The organism is Nocardioides sp. JQ2195 (assembly GCF_012272695.1).
Taxonomy (GTDB): Bacteria; Actinomycetota; Actinomycetes; order Propionibacteriales; family Nocardioidaceae; genus Nocardioides.
The window spans coordinates 3,932,540-3,947,672 of sequence record NZ_CP050902.1 but is presented as its reverse complement, the minus strand read 5'-3'; the positions used below and the strand labels follow the sequence as shown (position 1 = coordinate 3,947,672).

Below are 15,133 nucleotides of genomic sequence, written 5' to 3'. Positions count from 1 at the left end.
GTGCACCCGGTTGCGGACGATCAGCGTCCGGTTGCCGCCAACATGCGCTCGGCGACCTCGCGAGCGACCGCGCGCACGTCGTCGCACCCCACGATGCGGTAGGGCACCGGGAGGGTGGCCAAGGACTCGGCATACATCCACGGGTTGCTGGTCGACCCGGTGAGGCGGGTGTGGGAGTCGTCGACGGCCTCGAGCCGGCCCAGGGCGCGCGGGAACCAGAAGGAGCCGACCGGTGCGTCGACGACGACCTCGACCTCGTGCTCCCAGCCGGCCGACAGGTGCTCCTCGAGGAGGCCGACCGGGTCCAGGTCATCGGGGGGCACGAAGCCCTTCTCGAGGGTGGTGACCGAGCCGACCCGGTCGACCCGGTAGGCGCGCAACGCGTTGGCGCGGTGGTTGTGGCAGAGCAGGTACCACCGCCCGTGGCGCACGACCACGGCCCACGGATCGACCGTCGCCTCCCAGGCGGCGCCGGCCTCGGACCGGTAGTCGATGCACACCTGTCGTCGGTCGGCGCAGGCCTGCACCAGCACGGTCACCGTCTCGGGGTCGGGTCGCGCGGCGCCACGGTCGGGCGCGGCCGCGGCAGTGCGTCGTACCGCCTCGGCCTGGGCAGCCACCGCAGCGGGCAGCGAGCGGATGATCGTGCCGAGTGCGCTGCCGACGAGGTCGTCGGGGTCGCTGGCCTGGTGGTGCCCGTCCAGGACCGCCATCACCAGGCCGAGCGCCTGGGCCGACGAGAACCGCAACGGCGGAAGCCGAAGCCCTCGGCCCACCCGGTAGCCGCCGTAGGGTCCGCGCTCGGACTCGATCGGGATGCCGGCCTCACGCAGCAGCGCGACGTAGCGCCGGGCCGCGCGCGAGGAGACCCCGAGCTCGTCGCCGAGGCGGTCCGCGGTGATGCCGGGATGGTCCTGGAGCACGTCGAGGCAGCGCAGGGCCCGGGACGTGGGGCTGGCGTCGGATGCCATGCGCGGCCTCGATTCCGGCTGAGTCAATGGGGAAGGCAGATGTCCGGAATCGACCCTAGTCTCGCTTCATGACGACCGACACCGTCCGAGACGACATCACGATCCGCCCCGCCCATGGCCTCGCCCCGAGCGTGCTCATGCGCAAGGACCTGCCCGGATGATCCACGAGCTGACTCGGGAGCAGGCCCGGCGCATCGCCGTACGAGCCCAGTTGTTGACCGAGCCCCGGCCGGTCGACCTGCTCGAGGTGGTGCGCCACCTCGCTCTCGTGCAGTCCGACCCGGTCAAGGTGGTCGCCCCGAGTGCGGACCTGGTGGCCTGGAGCCGTCTCGGGTCGTCCTACGTGATGGGCGACCTGGAGGCACTGCGCGTCGCGGGGAGCCTGGTCGAGCTCGACATGATGCTGCGCCCGGCGGAGGACATCGCGTTGTTCCGGGCGGAGATGGCGGCCTGGCCCGGCCCGGGGCCGTTGAAGGAGTGGCAGGAGGGCATCCGCGACTGGATGCTGGCCAACGACGAGTGCCGTCGCGACGTGCTCGGGGCTCTCGCCGCTGACGGGCCGCTGCCGGCCAGCAAGCTGCCCGACACCACGATCGCTCCGTGGGAGTCGAGCGGGTGGAACAACGACCGCAGCATGCGCAAGCTCCTCGACCTGATGGTGGGGCGCGGGGAGATCGCGATGGCCGGCACCGAGGGTCGCGAACGGCTGTGGGACCTGGCCGAGCGGGTCCACCCGGCCACGGGGACGGTGCCGCTCGAGCAGGCTGTCGCCGAGCGCGACGTACGCCGCCTGCGCGCCCTGGGCATCGCCCGACCGAAGTCGGCGAGGACGCCGAACGAGCCGAACCACGTGGGTGGAGCGGGGGCGCCAGCGGCGATCGAGGGAGTGAAGGGAAGGTGGCGGGTCGAGCCCGAGCTGCTCGACGGCGACTTCGCCGGGCGGACCGCGCTGCTCTCGCCGATCGACCGGTTGGTGATCGATCGCAGACGGATGGGAGAGATCTTCGGGTTCGACTACCAGCTGGAGATGTTCAAGCCCGCGGCCGAGCGACGGTGGGGCTACTGGGCCATGCCGATCCTGCACGGCGACCGGTTGGTCGGAAAGCTCGATGCCACCGCAGACCACGAGGCTGGTGTGCTGCGCGTCGACGCGGTGCACGAGGACGGCGCCTGGACCCGCAGGATGCGTTCGGCGGTCGACGACGAGATCTCAGCCCTGGCCACCTGGTTGGCCCTCTCGGTGATGCGCGGAGTCCTACCCGGGGAGCGACAAGGCAGGTGAAGGCCGCCATGATGGTTGGCTGACTTGCCAGGAGATCAGCCCCGCCGCAGCTCTGCCGGACTGAGCTCCTTGGTGAACCGGTGGCAAGGCGTCGCGATCGGCCCGTCCGGCCCCCGTGACCCGTGGTCGAAGATGCCCTCGTCGATCCAGCCCTGCCCACGGTAGAAGGCCTGGGCCCGGTCGTTGCCGGGAACCACCGCCAACCACGCCTTCGCGTGGCCCGCAGCGGCGATGCGCCGCTCGGCGTCGTTGAGCAGGGCGACCGCGATGCCGCTGCCACGCTGGTCGGGGTCGACGTAGATCTGGTCGACGGCGTCGTCCGCGGTCATCACGAACCCGACGACCTGCTGGTCGACCACGGCGACCGTGGTGTGCGGGATCCGCTCGGCGGCAACCTGGCTGAAGTACTCGCTGGGCCGGGCCGTGAGCAGCTCGTCCGGCACCCGGTCGACATGGGCCTCGGCCCAGCCGGGTTCCCAGATCGCGGCGATCGCGGCCACGTCGGTGGGCGTCGCAGCGCGGAGCTCCAGGGTCGACAGGTCGGGGTGGAGCACCGAGTCGGGGTCGACGATCTCGACACTCACGCCGTCGCCGCGCAGTCGTCGGACGACCTCCTCGAGCATCACCCGGGACACGTCGTCGGCGTCACTGACCATGCTCAGGTCGAAGCGCACCCGATCGGTCTCCACGTGGGCCTCGCTGACGGCGCGCACCACGGTCTCCGTCCCCGCAAAGCGCAACGGGCCCTGCAGCCGGTAGACCGTCGTGCCCCCGTCGTCGGTGACGAAGTGGCGCCGCAGCGTGGCCGCGTGGTGTGCCGCGACGTCCATCATGTGCAGTCCCATGTCGGCCGAGAGCCGCTCGAAGACCTCGACGCCGCGCACGCTGTGGCCGTGCTCGTCGAGGCGCGGCGAGAACGCCGCGAGGCCGACCTGCCCGGGCAAGGATCCGAGGATCCCGCCGCTGACGCCGCTCTTGGCGGGGATGCCCACGGTGGTCACCCAGTCGCCGGCGGCGTCGTACATCCCGCAGGTGGTCATCACGCTGAGCACCTGACGGATCACGTCCCGTGAGAAGACCTCCTCGCCGGTGATCGGTTGCACGCCGCCTCCGGCGAGGGTGGCGGCCATCAACGACAGGTCGCGACAGCTCACCCGGATCGCGCACTGGCGCACGTAGCCGCGCACGGCATCGACGGGGTCACCGTCCATCACCCCGACCGCCTTGAGCATGTGACCCATCGCCAGGTTGCGGTGGGAGGTCGACCACTCGGAGGTGAACACCTGCTCGTCGATGCTGAGCTGTCGGCCGGCCAGGCGGCTGAAGAGCTCGAGGATCCGGTCGACGCGCTCGTCGGAGTCGACGCCGGGCACCAGCGAGTGGGTCAGGATCGCGCCGGCGTTGATCATCGGATTCTCGGGGCGCCCGGTGTGCTCCTCGAGGGAGATCGCGTTGAAGGCCTCCCCGGAGGGCTCCACGTCGACCTTCTCCAGCACCGCTGGCAGCCCGATCGAGGCGATCGCCAAGGCATAGACGAAGGGCTTCGACATCGACTGCACGGTGAACTCGGAGTCGGAGTCGCCTGCGCTGTAGACCATTCCGTCGGGGGTGGCCACGCAGGCGCCGAGCCGGTCCGGGTTCGCCGCCGCGAGCTCGGGGATGTAGTCGGCGACCTGTCCGGCGTCTGCACGGCACGTGCTGAGCACCTCGGCCAGGTAGTCAGGAATCGGGGAGCGCATGCCCCCACCGTACGGACGGTGGTCGGCGTACGGTCGAGGCATGGACATCCGGATCAAGCGTGCGTACGACGACCCGGCCACCAACGACGGCACCCGTGTGCTGGTCGACCGGGTCTGGCCGCGCGGTGTGGCCAAGGCCGATCTCGACCTCGACGACTGGAACAAGGACGTCGCGCCGTCGACCTCGTTGCGCAGGTGGTACTCCCATGACGCGGAGAAGTTCGAGGAGTTCGCGCAGCGCTACCGCAAGGAGCTGGACACCCAGGACGGCCGGGCGGCGTTGCAGGCGTTGAAGGCCTCGGTGACCGGCAAGCGGCTGACCCTGGTCACCGCCACGAAGGACGTCGAGCACAGCCAGGCGGCCGTGCTGGCCGAGCTGCTGGGTGCTTGACTCCTGCGCATGACTCCCGAGCTCCTGCGCGGTTCGCGCGCGCACCTGGCGCCGGTTGCGGTCGCGCTGCTCGTCATCGGGTTGGCTGCCGGGTGCGGCTCCGCGGAGACCTCGCCACCGGACTCCGGTTCGTCGGCCTCCGTCGCGTCCGCGCCGACCTCGTCCTCGACTCCCTCGGTGGTTGAGGAGGGCGAGGCGGTGGTTGAGGAGGGCGAGGCGGTGGTTGAGGAGGGCGAGGCGGTGGTTGAGGAGGGCGAGGAACGAGCCCGTCTCGAAACCAGAGCCCGTCCCGAAACCAGAGCGCCGTCGGCCGGCACGCTCCAGGGCATCGACGTCTCCCACCACCAGGGTGCGATCGACTGGGACCGGGTGGCCGGGGACGGCATCGACTTCGCCTACCTGAAGGCCACCGAGGGCGGCGGCTTCACCGACGACCGCTTCGTCTCCAACGCATCGTCCGCGCACCGGGCCGGGCTCAGGGTGGGCGGCTACCACTACTACACGTTGTGCTCACCGCCCGAGCCCCAGGCGGCGCACTTCGTCGACGTGCTTGCGCAGGCCCGGACGGACCTGCCGCCGGTGGTCGACCTCGAGCTGATCGGCAACTGTGACCCGCCACCCGACAGGGCCACGCTCCGAGCGGACGTGGAGACCTTCGTCGACCGGGTCGAGGACGCCACCGGCACGGAGGTCGTCGTCTACTTCCACCCCGACTTCGAGGTGCACTACGCGATGGTCGACGACCTCGACCGCCGGCTGTGGGTGCGCCGCGTGGGAAGCACGCCACCACCGGGGGACTGGTTCATCTGGCAGCGCGACGACGCCGGGTCGGTGGACGGGGTCAGCACGCCGGTCGACCGCGACGTGATGCGCCCCTGAGTGGCCCGCCCGCGAGCGAGGGCGTACGACGGCACAGGTGTCGGGCTCCGAAAATGGCTCGCCCCGTGTCAGCGTCGACCGGCAGAATGGGGCAGTGACTTCCCCGGACTCCCTGACGATCCGGTCGTTCTGGGCCGCGTTGCCCACCTCGGGCCGGTGGCTGCTGAGCTCCACCGTCTTCCAGGTGCTCGGTCGCGGCCTGACCCTGCCCTTCACGGTGATCTACCTGCACGAGGTGCGGGGGCTCTCGCTCGACGTCGCTGGGGCGATGATGGCGCTGGCCTTCGCGGTGGCGCTGCTGCTGACCCCGGTCGCCGGCGACCTCACCGACCGGCTCGGTGCCCGCGTCATGGTGATCATCGGCAGTGCCGCGCAGAGCATCGGCATGGCGATCCTGGCCTTCGCCGACGACGTCCCGCAGGTCGTCCTGGCGATGGTCTTCGTCGGCATCTGCAACGCCGGCGGCTGGTCGGCGTTCAACGTGTTGATCTCGTCCATCGTCGACGGCCCGGTCCGGGTGCAGTACTTCGGCATCAACTTCGCCCTGGTCAACCTGGGCATCGGGTTGGGCGGTGTGGTCGGTGGTGTCTTCATCGACGTCAACCGGCCGGAGACGTTCACCACGATCTTCCTGGTCGATGCGGCGTGCATGCTGATCCCGATCGCCCTCATGCTCGGGCCGTTGCGCCACGTGCACGGGCGCAGCGAGATCCCCGAGGCCGAGGTCGGCGTCAGGGTCAGCTACCTCAGCCTGCTGCGCCGTCCGGGAGTGCTCCACCTGTTCCTGATCGGGCTGGTCTTCGCGTTCATCGGCTACGGCCAGATGGAGGCCGGCTTCCCGGCCTTCGCGCGTCAGGTCAGCGAGGTCTCGACGCGGGTCATCGGCTGGGCGTTCGCGGTGAACACCGTGGTGATCGTGGCCTTCCAGTTCCTGGTGCTCCGCAAGATCGCCGGCCACCGACGCACCCGTGTGGTGATGGTGATGGCGGCCATCTGGGCGGCCTCGTGGCTGCTGCTCGGCGCCACCGGAGCGTTCGCCGGCACCCTCACCGCGGCCACCATGGTGCTGGTGTTCCACGCCCTCTTCGCCAGTGGCGAGACGTTGCTGCAGCCGACCCTGCCGGCGATCACCAACGACCTGGCGCCGGCGCACCTGCGCGGCCGCTACAACGCGCTGTCCTCCGCGTCGTTCCAGCTCGGTGCCATCCTGGCGCCGCTGCTGGCCGGGTTCCTGCTGCGCCACCACCTCGGCAGTGTCTTCATCGGGGTGCTGGTGGCAGGGTGCGCGGGCCTGGCCGTGGTCGCCCTGCGCCTGGAGAAGCAGATCTCGCCCGAGGTCAACGGCATCACCGAGCCGGTGCCGCCACCGGTCGCTGCGCCCCTGCAGGCCGACGGACCCCTGGCCTGATCGAGGGTCGCCGGACGCTGACCACCGCCCTGCTCCGGCGAACTGCGTCATGGCCGGCGGGTTCACCCGTCCCATGGGCATGACTCAGAAGATTCGGGAGAGCCATGTCCTCGCCGTGCTCCAGCGCGAGCGCCTGATCCTGGCCGGCGCGGCCGCCAACCTGGGAGCCATCGCGATGGTGGTCCTCCACCACGGCTGAGCCCACCTTTCCGGCGGCGTTATCGTGGCGGCATGCCCACCACGACTGCACTGCAAGCCGCCTCCGCCGGCGCCCCGTTCGAGATCACCGAAGTCCCGGTCCGCGACCTGCGCGACGACGACATCCTCATCGACATCCAGTTCGCCGGCATCTGCCACTCCGACATCCACCAGGTGCGGGAGGAGTGGGGGAAGGCGATCTTCCCGATGGTCCCCGGCCACGAGATCGCCGGTGTCGTCGCAGCCGTCGGAGACGGTGTCACCAAGCACAAGGTGGGCGCCCGGGTGGGCGTCGGCTGCATGGTCGACTCGTGCGGCGAGTGCGAGTACTGCAAGGACGGTGAGGAGCAGTTCTGCACCAAGGGTGCCGTGATGACCTACAACGGTCGCGGCTACGACGGTGAGGAGACCAAGGGCGGCTATGCCCAACAGGTCGCCGTCGCCGAGCGCTTCGTCTGCTCGATCCCCGAGGGCATCGGTCTCGACGAGGCCGCCCCGCTGCTGTGCGCCGGCATCACCACGTGGGCGCCCCTGAAGCGCTGGGGCGTCGGCCCCGGCAGCAAGGTCGCCGTGGTGGGCCTGGGCGGGCTCGGCCACATGGGTGTGAAGTTCGCGGTGGCACTCGGCGCCGAGGTGACCGTGCTCTCCCGCACCGACGCGAAGGCCGACGACAGCCTGGCGCTCGGTGCGACCGTGCACGTCGCGACAGCCGACCCGCTGAAGCTGAAGAAGCTGCGCGGCACCTTCGACGTCGTCCTCAACACGGTCTCGGCCGACCTCGACCTCAACCACTACGTCGCACTGCTCAAGCCGATGGGCACGCTGGCCAACGTCGGGATGCCGCCGTCACCCTTCTCGATCCGTCCGAGCTCCGTCATCCAGGGTTCGCGCGTGGTCGCCGGCTCCAACATCGGTGGCATCCAGGACACCCAGGAGATGCTCGACTTCTGCGCGGAGAAGGGCATCGGTGCCTCGATCGAGACGATCGGTGCCAGCGAGGTCGGTGCGGCCTACGAGCGCGTGGTGGCGGGCGACGTGCGCTACCGGTTCGTGATCGACACCTCCACGATCACGGCCTGAGGAATCCGGCCTGAGGAATTCGGCCTGAGGAATTCGGCCTGAGGAATCAGGCGCCTCAGAGGTGGTCGGGGACGATGAAGGCGTCCGGGTCCTGACGGATCGGCATCGCCTTCACCCCGGCCTCGACCATCGACGCGGTGCCCTTGGTCAGCGCCTGCTGCTTGCGTCGCGACAGGCCGTCCCACGCCCCCGGCTGCCGGTGGTCCATCAGCTTCCGGGTGCCCTCGACCGACGCCTCGGCGTACTCCTCGGCAGTGAACTGCGGCGTGGCCCCGACCGTGGGTCGCTCCGGCAGCGCGATCAGCGCGGTCAGGATCATCTCGCCGGCGGCCGCGCGGTGGTGGTACTTGTCGATCTTCGGCAGGTCGCGCCAGGCCTCGTCGTGGTTGCGCTTCAGCGGTCGTGACGCCCGGAACAGCAGCTGCCCGACGGCGTCGACGGCTGCCGTCATCTCGCGTTCGGTGAACTTCATGGGGACCAGTCAACCAGCCCACGGATGTGGGACGGTTCCCTATCATCGGCAGTGTGAGCCTCGAATCCCTCGGCAGCCTCTCCGAGCTGCAGGACATCCAGCGGTTGCACGCCCAGCTCACCCGGATGCTGATGGAGTACAAGTTCGGCATCGACGAGATCACCACCAAGATCGAGATCCTCCAGGAGGAGTTCACCCACCTCCACGACTACAACCCGATCGAGCACGTGTCGTCGCGGGTCAAGTCGCCGGAGAGCATCTACGCCAAGGTCCAGAAGCGGGGCTTCGACCCGTCCCTGGAGTCGATCCGGGAGAACGTCACCGACATCGCCGGGGTCCGGGTCTCCTGCAGCTTCACCTCCGACGTCTATCGGGTCTTCTCGATGCTCAGCTCCCAGTCGGACATCACCCTCCTGGAGGTCGAGGACTACATCGCGCACCCGAAGCCGAACGGCTACCGGAGCCTGCATGCCCTGGTCACCATCCCGGTGCACCTCTCGGACCGGGTGGTCGACGTGGTCGTCGAGCTGCAGCTGCGCACCGTGGCGATGGACTTCTGGGCCAGCCTCGAGCACAAGATCTACTACAAGTACCAGACAGCCGTGCCCGTGCAGCTGCTCGACGAGCTGAAGAGTGCCGCGGAGACCGCGGCCAGCCTCGACGCGCAGATGGAGCGCCTGCACAAGCAGACCCACCAGCTCGACGTCTAGGGCTGCTGCCACTCCTCGCGCAGGACCGCGTAGAGCAGTCCGTCCATCCACTCACCCGAGCGGTGCAACGAGTCCTTGCGGGTGTGCGCCTCGCGGCGCATGCCGAGCCGCTCCATGAGTCGCCACGACGCGGTGTTGTCGGCGAAGCACTCGGCCGTGATCCGACGGAGCCCGAGCTGCTCGAAGCTGGCGGTGATCAGGGCGGCGACCGCCTCGGTGGCACAGCCCTTCCCACCATGGTCGGGGTGCAGGCACCAGCCCAGCTCGGCCTGGGTGGCGGCGGCCTGCTCCCGGACCTCCACCTGGGCCCACGGATCGTTGACGTGCAGCATCAGGTCGCCGATCACCTCGAGGTCGCGCTCGATGACCAACGTGAGGTCCAGGGAGGACGGACGCCGGAACAGGTCGACGTACTCGTCGTGGTCGGCTGGTGCCCGGGTGATCCAGTGGTTGACCTCCGGCAGCCTGCGGAAGGGCCACGTGGTCTCGGCGTCCTCCCACTCCGCCGGCCGGATCAGCAGACGCTCGGTGTGCAGCGGCCACCGCATGCGGTCGAGAACGCGTTCCATGCCAGCCATCATGCCGAGCCGCACAACTCATTTCCGGTTGCTGTCATGATCAGGACTGTCATGATCAGGACCATGCGCACCCTCGCTGCTCTCGGAAGCTCGCTGTTGTTGCTCGTGCCGGCCGCCTGCTCCCTGGGCGGTGAGGACGAGGACGCCCGGACGACGGCGGATGCGCTGGCCGCGGGGCTCACCGCGAAGAAGCTGGACGACGTGCCGTTCCGCGACACCGACCCCACCGACGCCTATGCCGCGGTGATCGACGGGCTCGGTGACGCACCGGTGGAGGTCAGCGCCGCCGACCCCGAGCTCGACGGAGACGCGGGGAGCGTCTCGCTGACGTGGACCTGGGACATCTCCGGCAACGAGTGGACCTACCGCTCGAGGGCGCAGCTGGCCAAGGACGGCGAGGACTGGCAGGTGGTCTGGGACCCGTCCGTCGTCGAGCCGTCGCTCGAGGACGGTGAGGTGATCGAGGTCGACACCTTGTACCCCGAGCGCGGTGCCATCGTCGGACCGCACGACACCCCGATCGTGGTCCGCCGCGATGTCGTGAAGCTGGGCCTCGACAAGTCGACGTTGACCAAGGAGCAGGAGCTGGTCAGCGCCCGAGCCATCGCGAAGGTGCTCGACATCGACGTCGCCTCCTTCGTGGAGCGGGTCAGGGCAACGGGCGAGAAGGCCTTCGTCCAGGCCTTGGTGCTGCGCCGGCAGGACGCGGCGAACCTGCCCCCGACGTACGGCGAGAACAAGGGCGCCGTGGCCATCCCTGCCACCCTGCCCCTGGCCCCGACCAAGGAGTTCGCCGCGCCGATCCTCGGCTCGGTCGGCGAAGCCACGGCGGAGCTGATCGAGAAGTCCGAGGGACGGCTGCGGGCCGGTGACCTGACCGGCCTCTCCGGGCTCCAGTCGCGCTACGACGAACAGCTGGCCGGCACGTCCGGCGTCCAGGTCGAAGCGGTGAAGGGCAAGGGGACCGAGCGGGAGCTCTTCTCCACCGAGCCGGTCAACGCCGAAGACCTCCACCTCACCCTCGACACCGACCTGCAGCTGAAGGCGGAGCAGATCCTCTCGCAGACCACGCCGGCCAGCGCGATCGTGGCGCTCGACCCGCAGACGGGCAAGATCCTTGCGGCGGCCAGCGGGCCGGGATCGAAGGGACTCAACACCGCCACCTATGGGCAGTACGCACCCGGGTCCACGTTCAAGGTGGTCACCGCGCTCGCCCTGCTCCGCAACGGACTGACCCCCGACTCGACGGTCCCGTGCACCGCCACGCTGTCCGTCGACGGCAAGTCGTTCAAGAACTACGACGACTACCCGGCCTCACACGTGGGCGACATCCCCTTCCGCGACGCGTTCGCGCAGTCCTGCAACACCGCCTTCATCGCCGAGCGGGAACGGCTCGGCAAGGACGACCTCGCGGAGGCCGCTGCCGCGCTCGGCCTCGGTGCCGACCACGACCTGGGCTTCCCGGCGTACTTCGGGCAGGTGCCGGAGGCAGCCACCGAGACCGAGAAGGCGGCCGACCAGATCGGGCAGGGCAAGGTGCTGGCCTCGCCGATGGCGATGGCCGCGGTCGCCGCGTCGGTGAGGTCGGGGCACACGGTGCTGCCGAAGCTGATCGTCGGTCACGACGTCGACCAGGTCGAGCCCGAGGTGCCCCTGACCGACGCCGAAGCGGGCCAGCTGCGGGCGTTGATGCGTGGCGTGGTCACCGACGGGTCGGGCTCGTTCCTGGCCGGGATCCCCGGCGAGGTGATGGCCAAGACCGGCACGGCGGAGTACGGCACGGGTGACCCGTTGCCCACCCACACCTGGATGATCGCCTCCACCGACGAGCTCGCCGTCGCGGTGTTCGTCGAGACCGGTCAGTCCGGATCTGCCACCGCCGGCCCGCTGCTCGAGCGCCTCCTGACCGAGCGCTGACCTGCCCCGGGTGCAGCGCCGACCCTCCGGGTCAGCGGGCCCGGAAGTGCTGGAAGTCGGGCTCACTGAAGTCGCCGCCCCACTCCCAGCCGACCCGGCTGAACGCGCGGTGCACCACGTCGTTGCGGGTCACCACGCCGGGCGGCACCCGCGCACCCTGTGACCGGTCGAGAGCCGCGAACTCGCGACCTGCGGCCGGCTGGACCGACCCCGGCCTCAGGTAGGGGTTCTGCTTCGGGTTGATGTCGATCGCCGCCCCGTAGGCGTGGTCCGACCACGCCGCCTGGCCGTCCACCCGTCGGCAGTTGTAGCCCGAGGTGTTGTTGGCCGCCATCGATGCCGCGTCGCTGCCGCCGAAGGCAGGCACGGGCCGCATCCGCTCGATCGGGAACCGAGCGGCGTACAGCTCACGGAACACACCGACCACGTCGCGAGCGAGGGCTTGGTGGATGATCAGGTTGCCGTGCCGCGAGATCCCGTCGAAGTCGACGTAGGACACCCGAACGCGGCGCAGCTCGGACAGCGCGACCGGGCAGCCGGGCGCCTGGTCGGCGCGCATCCGGCCCAGCAGGGCGCCGTCGACGCGATCGATCGTGGCGGTGTAGGGCGTGAGGTCCTCGTCCGACCCGGGCGGCGCGGCCAGACCCGTGCAGGAACGCAGGGCGCGCCAGGACGCCACGGCGCTGGCCTCACGGGCGCCGGCCAGGGGCGCAGGTTGCCCGCCCTGGTCCGGGACTCGGGCGGCGGTCCAGTCGTCGCCGACCACCTTGCCGTCGCGGACCTGCACCTGCAGGACACCGGTGAGCGGTTGTCCGGCGTTGTACCAGTGGAAGTTGCCCAGCCCGAAGGCCACGTAGGTCGAGCCGAGCATGCCGGCGCCCTGGAGGGTGTGGGTGTGGGTGCCGACGATGATGTCGGCGCCGGCGCGTGACAGCGACTCGGCCAGGGCCAGCTGTCGGGGGTCGGGGCAGCTGGCGTACTCAGTGCCCCAGTGCAGGTAGACCACCACCACGTCCCCGCGCCCACCGGCTCGTCGGACGGCCTCGAGAAGTGCTGCGGGTCGGTCGGCGCGGGCGTCGGCGACGCCCGGGCCGGTGCCGGCTGCCCAGACGGGGTTCGCCCCCTCGCGGGTCGAGGCGTCGGCGCCGAAGAACGAGAAACCGGTGCCGCGAACCGTGACGCGGTGTGGTGTGAGTGCCCGGTCCAGGTCCTTGCCGACGCCGACGACTGCGACCGGGGCGCGACGGGCCGCACGCAGGGTCTGCCGCAGCCCGGCGGCACCGCGGTCGGCACCGTGGTTGTTGGCCACCGTCACCACGTCGACGCCGGAGCGATCGAGCAGGTCGAGCGCCGCCGGCGAGGTGGAGAACCAGTAGCGGCGGTCCGCGCGCTCGAGCTCCTTGGGGTCCGGCGCCGGATTGCCGGTGACGATCGCACTCTCGAGGTTGACCATCGCCACGTCGGCCAGGGTGAGCTGTTCGCTCATCGCGCCGAGAGTGGAGCCGGGGTCGTCGAGCAGCCGGGCCAGGTCGCCGGGGAAGTGCACGTCGCCCGCGAAGGCGAGCGTGACGAGGCCGGAGGTGTCGTCGGTGAGCGCCACGGAAGGGGTGTCCTGCTCGGAGGCGTCGAGGTTCCCGCCGTCACACCCGGTTGCTGTGCTCAGCACGGCCAGGCCGACGACGGCAGCAGCCCATCGCACCACGCTCTTCATCGGATCGTCCTCATCACCAGTGTCCTCCTGCTGACCTGACGCTGGCGAGGGGCAGAAGGTTGCCGATCAGCGACCGTTGGCGCTGAAGTGCTGGTAGTCCTTCAACGTGTTCCAGCCGCCGCCCCAACCCCACCCGATCCGGGCGAACGCCCGCACGACGGGACCGTCGGCGCTGATCATCCCGGGGCGCAGGTCGCCGCGGTCGAGGTAGGACGAAGCGAGCTCGGGAAGCACCAGGTCCCCCTTCAGGTAGGGGTTCTGGAACGGGTTCAGGTCGATCGCCAGGCCGTAGGCGTGCTGGCTGTACGACGTCCCGCCGGTCGTGGCGCGACAGTTGAAGGCACCCGTCCCGTTGCCGTCCCCGGTCGGCTCGGCATCACGCTCGGCGACCGTCGTGACGGTCATCTGCTCCAGCGGGAAGTCGGCGTCCCACAGGTCGTGGAAGACCTGCACCAGGTCGTCGTCGACGGCGCTGTTCACCAACAGCTCACCGGTGTGCCGCGCGCCGTCGAAGCCACGGAAGGTCAGGCGGACCCAGGACAGCTCGTCCGCTGCCACGGGGCACCCCGCAGCCCACGTCGAGCGGTCGATCACCCGAGCCGGCGCGGGATCCGTGACCACGGCCCTGAAGCCGGTGCCCGGCAACATCGGCACCGAGTCGGGCAGCGTGAACCGGCGATGGCGCAGCACCCGGGGCGTGGGCCGTTGCTCACCGAACCCGGCGGTGGTGGTCGGAAGGACTCTCCTGCCGAGCCACGGTGGGGGCACGGTGCCGGGGGCGGGCGCTGCGGGCGCCCCGGGGGCGGCCGTGGGTGTCGTCGAGATCGACGAGGTCGGTCGCCCCAGTGGGGTCCCGTTCGGTGCGTCGTTCGAACATCCGGCCAGCGATCCGGCCGTCGCAGCGGCCAGGAACGCTGCCGCGAGGACCCGCCCGGGATGCATGCATCCAGACTACGACCGCGGACGATGGCACCACGCTGGGATGATGGCGCCATGGATGCCGCCGGACGACCCTCGCAAGGTGACCTGGTGGCCAGGCTGCGCGCTGCCGGGTGCGTGTACGCCGAGGAGGAGGCAGCGGTCCTCCTCGAGGCGGCGGACGAGGGTGGCGACCTCGAGGCCCTGGTCGGGCGGCGGGTGGCGGGTGACCCACTGGAGCACGTGGTGGGCTGGGCCGAGTTCTGCGGCCTGCGGGTCGGCGTCTCCGACGGGGTCTTCGTGCCTCGTCGACGCACCGAGGAGCTCGTCGATCGCGCCGTCCTCCTGGCGCCACGAGCCGGGGTGGTCGTCGACCTGTGCTGCGGTACCGGAGCGTTGGGGCTGGCGTTCGCGGCGCGGGTGGAGATCGACGAGCTGCACGCGGTCGACGTGGAGCCGCGGGCCGTCGCGTGCGCACGGCGCAACTTCGAGGCGTGGTCCCGACCTGCCGGGTCCGTGCACGAGGGTGACCTGTTCGAGGCGCTGCCCGACGACCTGCGTGGGCGGGTCGACGTGCTCCTGGCCAACACGCCGTACGTCCCGACCGAGGAGATCGCCCTGCTCCCGGGAGAGGCCCGCGACCACGAGCCGACCGTGACGCTCGACGGGGGTGAGGACGGGCTGGACGTCGCCCGACGGGTCGTCGACGGTGCGCGGGAGTGGTTGGCACCCGGCGGCTGGGTGTTCATCGAGGCCAGCGACCGCCAGTCCTCGACGTTGCGGGAGCACATGGAGCGGCGGGGACTGACCGCCAGCATCCGTGACTCAGTGGTGGCCGGGAACCGGCGCCCGGCCGGGCCATTGTGACCGCGGGCACCG

14 protein-coding genes are annotated in these 15,133 nt (G+C 70.5%); 8 read left to right on the top strand and 6 right to left on the bottom strand.

Annotation, left to right across the window (positions count from 1 at the left end):
• Window positions 1-20: 20 nt before the first annotated feature.
• Window positions 21-971: a WYL domain-containing protein gene (locus ncot_RS18740; RefSeq protein WP_168618968.1), complete on the bottom strand. Its 951-nt coding sequence runs from the start codon at window positions 969-971 to the stop codon at window positions 21-23.
• A 157-nt stretch (window positions 972-1,128) separates the two neighbouring features.
• Here ncot_RS18740 and ncot_RS18735 point away from each other — a divergent pair, with 157 nt between their 5' ends.
• Window positions 1,129-2,253 carry a crosslink repair DNA glycosylase YcaQ family protein gene (locus tag ncot_RS18735; protein ID WP_168618967.1) on the top strand — a complete coding sequence of 375 codons (1,125 nt, stop codon included), beginning with the start codon at window positions 1,129-1,131 and terminating at the stop codon, window positions 2,251-2,253.
• 35 nt (window positions 2,254-2,288) lie between these two features.
• Here the strand turns inward: ncot_RS18735 and ncot_RS18730 are convergent, their stop codons facing one another.
• Window positions 2,289-3,992, bottom strand: a complete 1,704-nt coding sequence (locus tag ncot_RS18730) for a glutaminase (RefSeq protein WP_168618966.1) — start codon at window positions 3,990-3,992, stop codon at window positions 2,289-2,291.
• 40 nt (window positions 3,993-4,032) lie between these two features.
• On the opposite strand from ncot_RS18730, the gene ncot_RS18725 reads away from it, so the two are divergent.
• The 4 genes from ncot_RS18725 to ncot_RS18710 all read left to right on the top strand — a co-directional run bounded on the left by ncot_RS18725 (window position 4,033) and on the right by ncot_RS18710 (window position 7,948).
• Complete coding sequence (locus ncot_RS18725) at window positions 4,033-4,383, top strand: DUF488 family protein (protein ID WP_168618965.1); 351 nt, start codon at window positions 4,033-4,035, stop codon at window positions 4,381-4,383.
• A 9-nt stretch (window positions 4,384-4,392) separates the two neighbouring features.
• Window positions 4,393-5,262, top strand: coding sequence for a GH25 family lysozyme (locus tag ncot_RS18720; RefSeq protein WP_168618964.1), 870 nt, complete (start codon window positions 4,393-4,395; stop codon window positions 5,260-5,262).
• A gap of 94 nt (window positions 5,263-5,356) precedes the next feature.
• Complete coding sequence (locus ncot_RS18715; protein WP_168618963.1) at window positions 5,357-6,670, top strand: MFS transporter; 1,314 nt, start codon at window positions 5,357-5,359, stop codon at window positions 6,668-6,670.
• Window positions 6,671-6,901: 231 nt separating this feature from the next.
• Window positions 6,902-7,948, top strand: a complete 1,047-nt coding sequence (locus ncot_RS18710) for an NAD(P)-dependent alcohol dehydrogenase (protein WP_168618962.1) — start codon at window positions 6,902-6,904, stop codon at window positions 7,946-7,948.
• Window positions 7,949-8,003: 55 nt separating this feature from the next.
• Here ncot_RS18710 and ncot_RS18705 read toward each other — a convergent pair whose 3' ends face one another.
• Entirely contained in the window at window positions 8,004-8,420 is a 417-nt protein-coding gene (locus ncot_RS18705; protein ID WP_168618961.1) for a hypothetical protein, read from the bottom strand.
• 53 nt (window positions 8,421-8,473) lie between these two features.
• Between ncot_RS18705 and ncot_RS18700 the strand changes: the two genes are divergently transcribed.
• The gene (locus ncot_RS18700; protein ID WP_240937979.1) at window positions 8,474-9,130 is read left to right on the top strand and encodes a GTP pyrophosphokinase family protein; all 657 of its coding nucleotides are present in this window, start codon (window positions 8,474-8,476) and stop codon (window positions 9,128-9,130) included.
• On the opposite strand, the gene ncot_RS18695 is transcribed toward ncot_RS18700, so the two are convergent.
• Complete coding sequence (locus ncot_RS18695; RefSeq protein WP_168618960.1) at window positions 9,127-9,699, bottom strand: GNAT family N-acetyltransferase; 573 nt, start codon at window positions 9,697-9,699, stop codon at window positions 9,127-9,129. The two genes, ncot_RS18700 and ncot_RS18695, sit on opposite strands and share 4 nt — an antisense overlap.
• Window positions 9,700-9,744: 45 nt before the next feature.
• Here ncot_RS18695 and ncot_RS18690 point away from each other — a divergent pair, with 45 nt between their 5' ends.
• Entirely contained in the window at window positions 9,745-11,625 is a 1,881-nt protein-coding gene (locus tag ncot_RS18690; protein ID WP_168618959.1) for a penicillin-binding transpeptidase domain-containing protein, read from the top strand.
• 31 nt (window positions 11,626-11,656) lie between these two features.
• Here the strand turns inward: ncot_RS18690 and ncot_RS18685 are convergent, their stop codons facing one another.
• Window positions 11,657-13,336: a CapA family protein gene (locus ncot_RS18685; RefSeq protein ID WP_168618958.1), complete on the bottom strand. Its 1,680-nt coding sequence runs from the start codon at window positions 13,334-13,336 to the stop codon at window positions 11,657-11,659.
• Window positions 13,337-13,402: 66 nt separating this feature from the next.
• The gene (locus tag ncot_RS18680; RefSeq protein WP_168618957.1) at window positions 13,403-14,278 is read right to left on the bottom strand and encodes a M15 family metallopeptidase; all 876 of its coding nucleotides are present in this window, start codon (window positions 14,276-14,278) and stop codon (window positions 13,403-13,405) included.
• 51 nt (window positions 14,279-14,329) lie between these two features.
• Between ncot_RS18680 and ncot_RS18675 the strand changes: the two genes are divergently transcribed.
• Complete coding sequence (locus tag ncot_RS18675; protein ID WP_168618956.1) at window positions 14,330-15,121, top strand: putative protein N(5)-glutamine methyltransferase; 792 nt, start codon at window positions 14,330-14,332, stop codon at window positions 15,119-15,121.
• Window positions 15,122-15,133 lie beyond the last annotated feature (12 nt).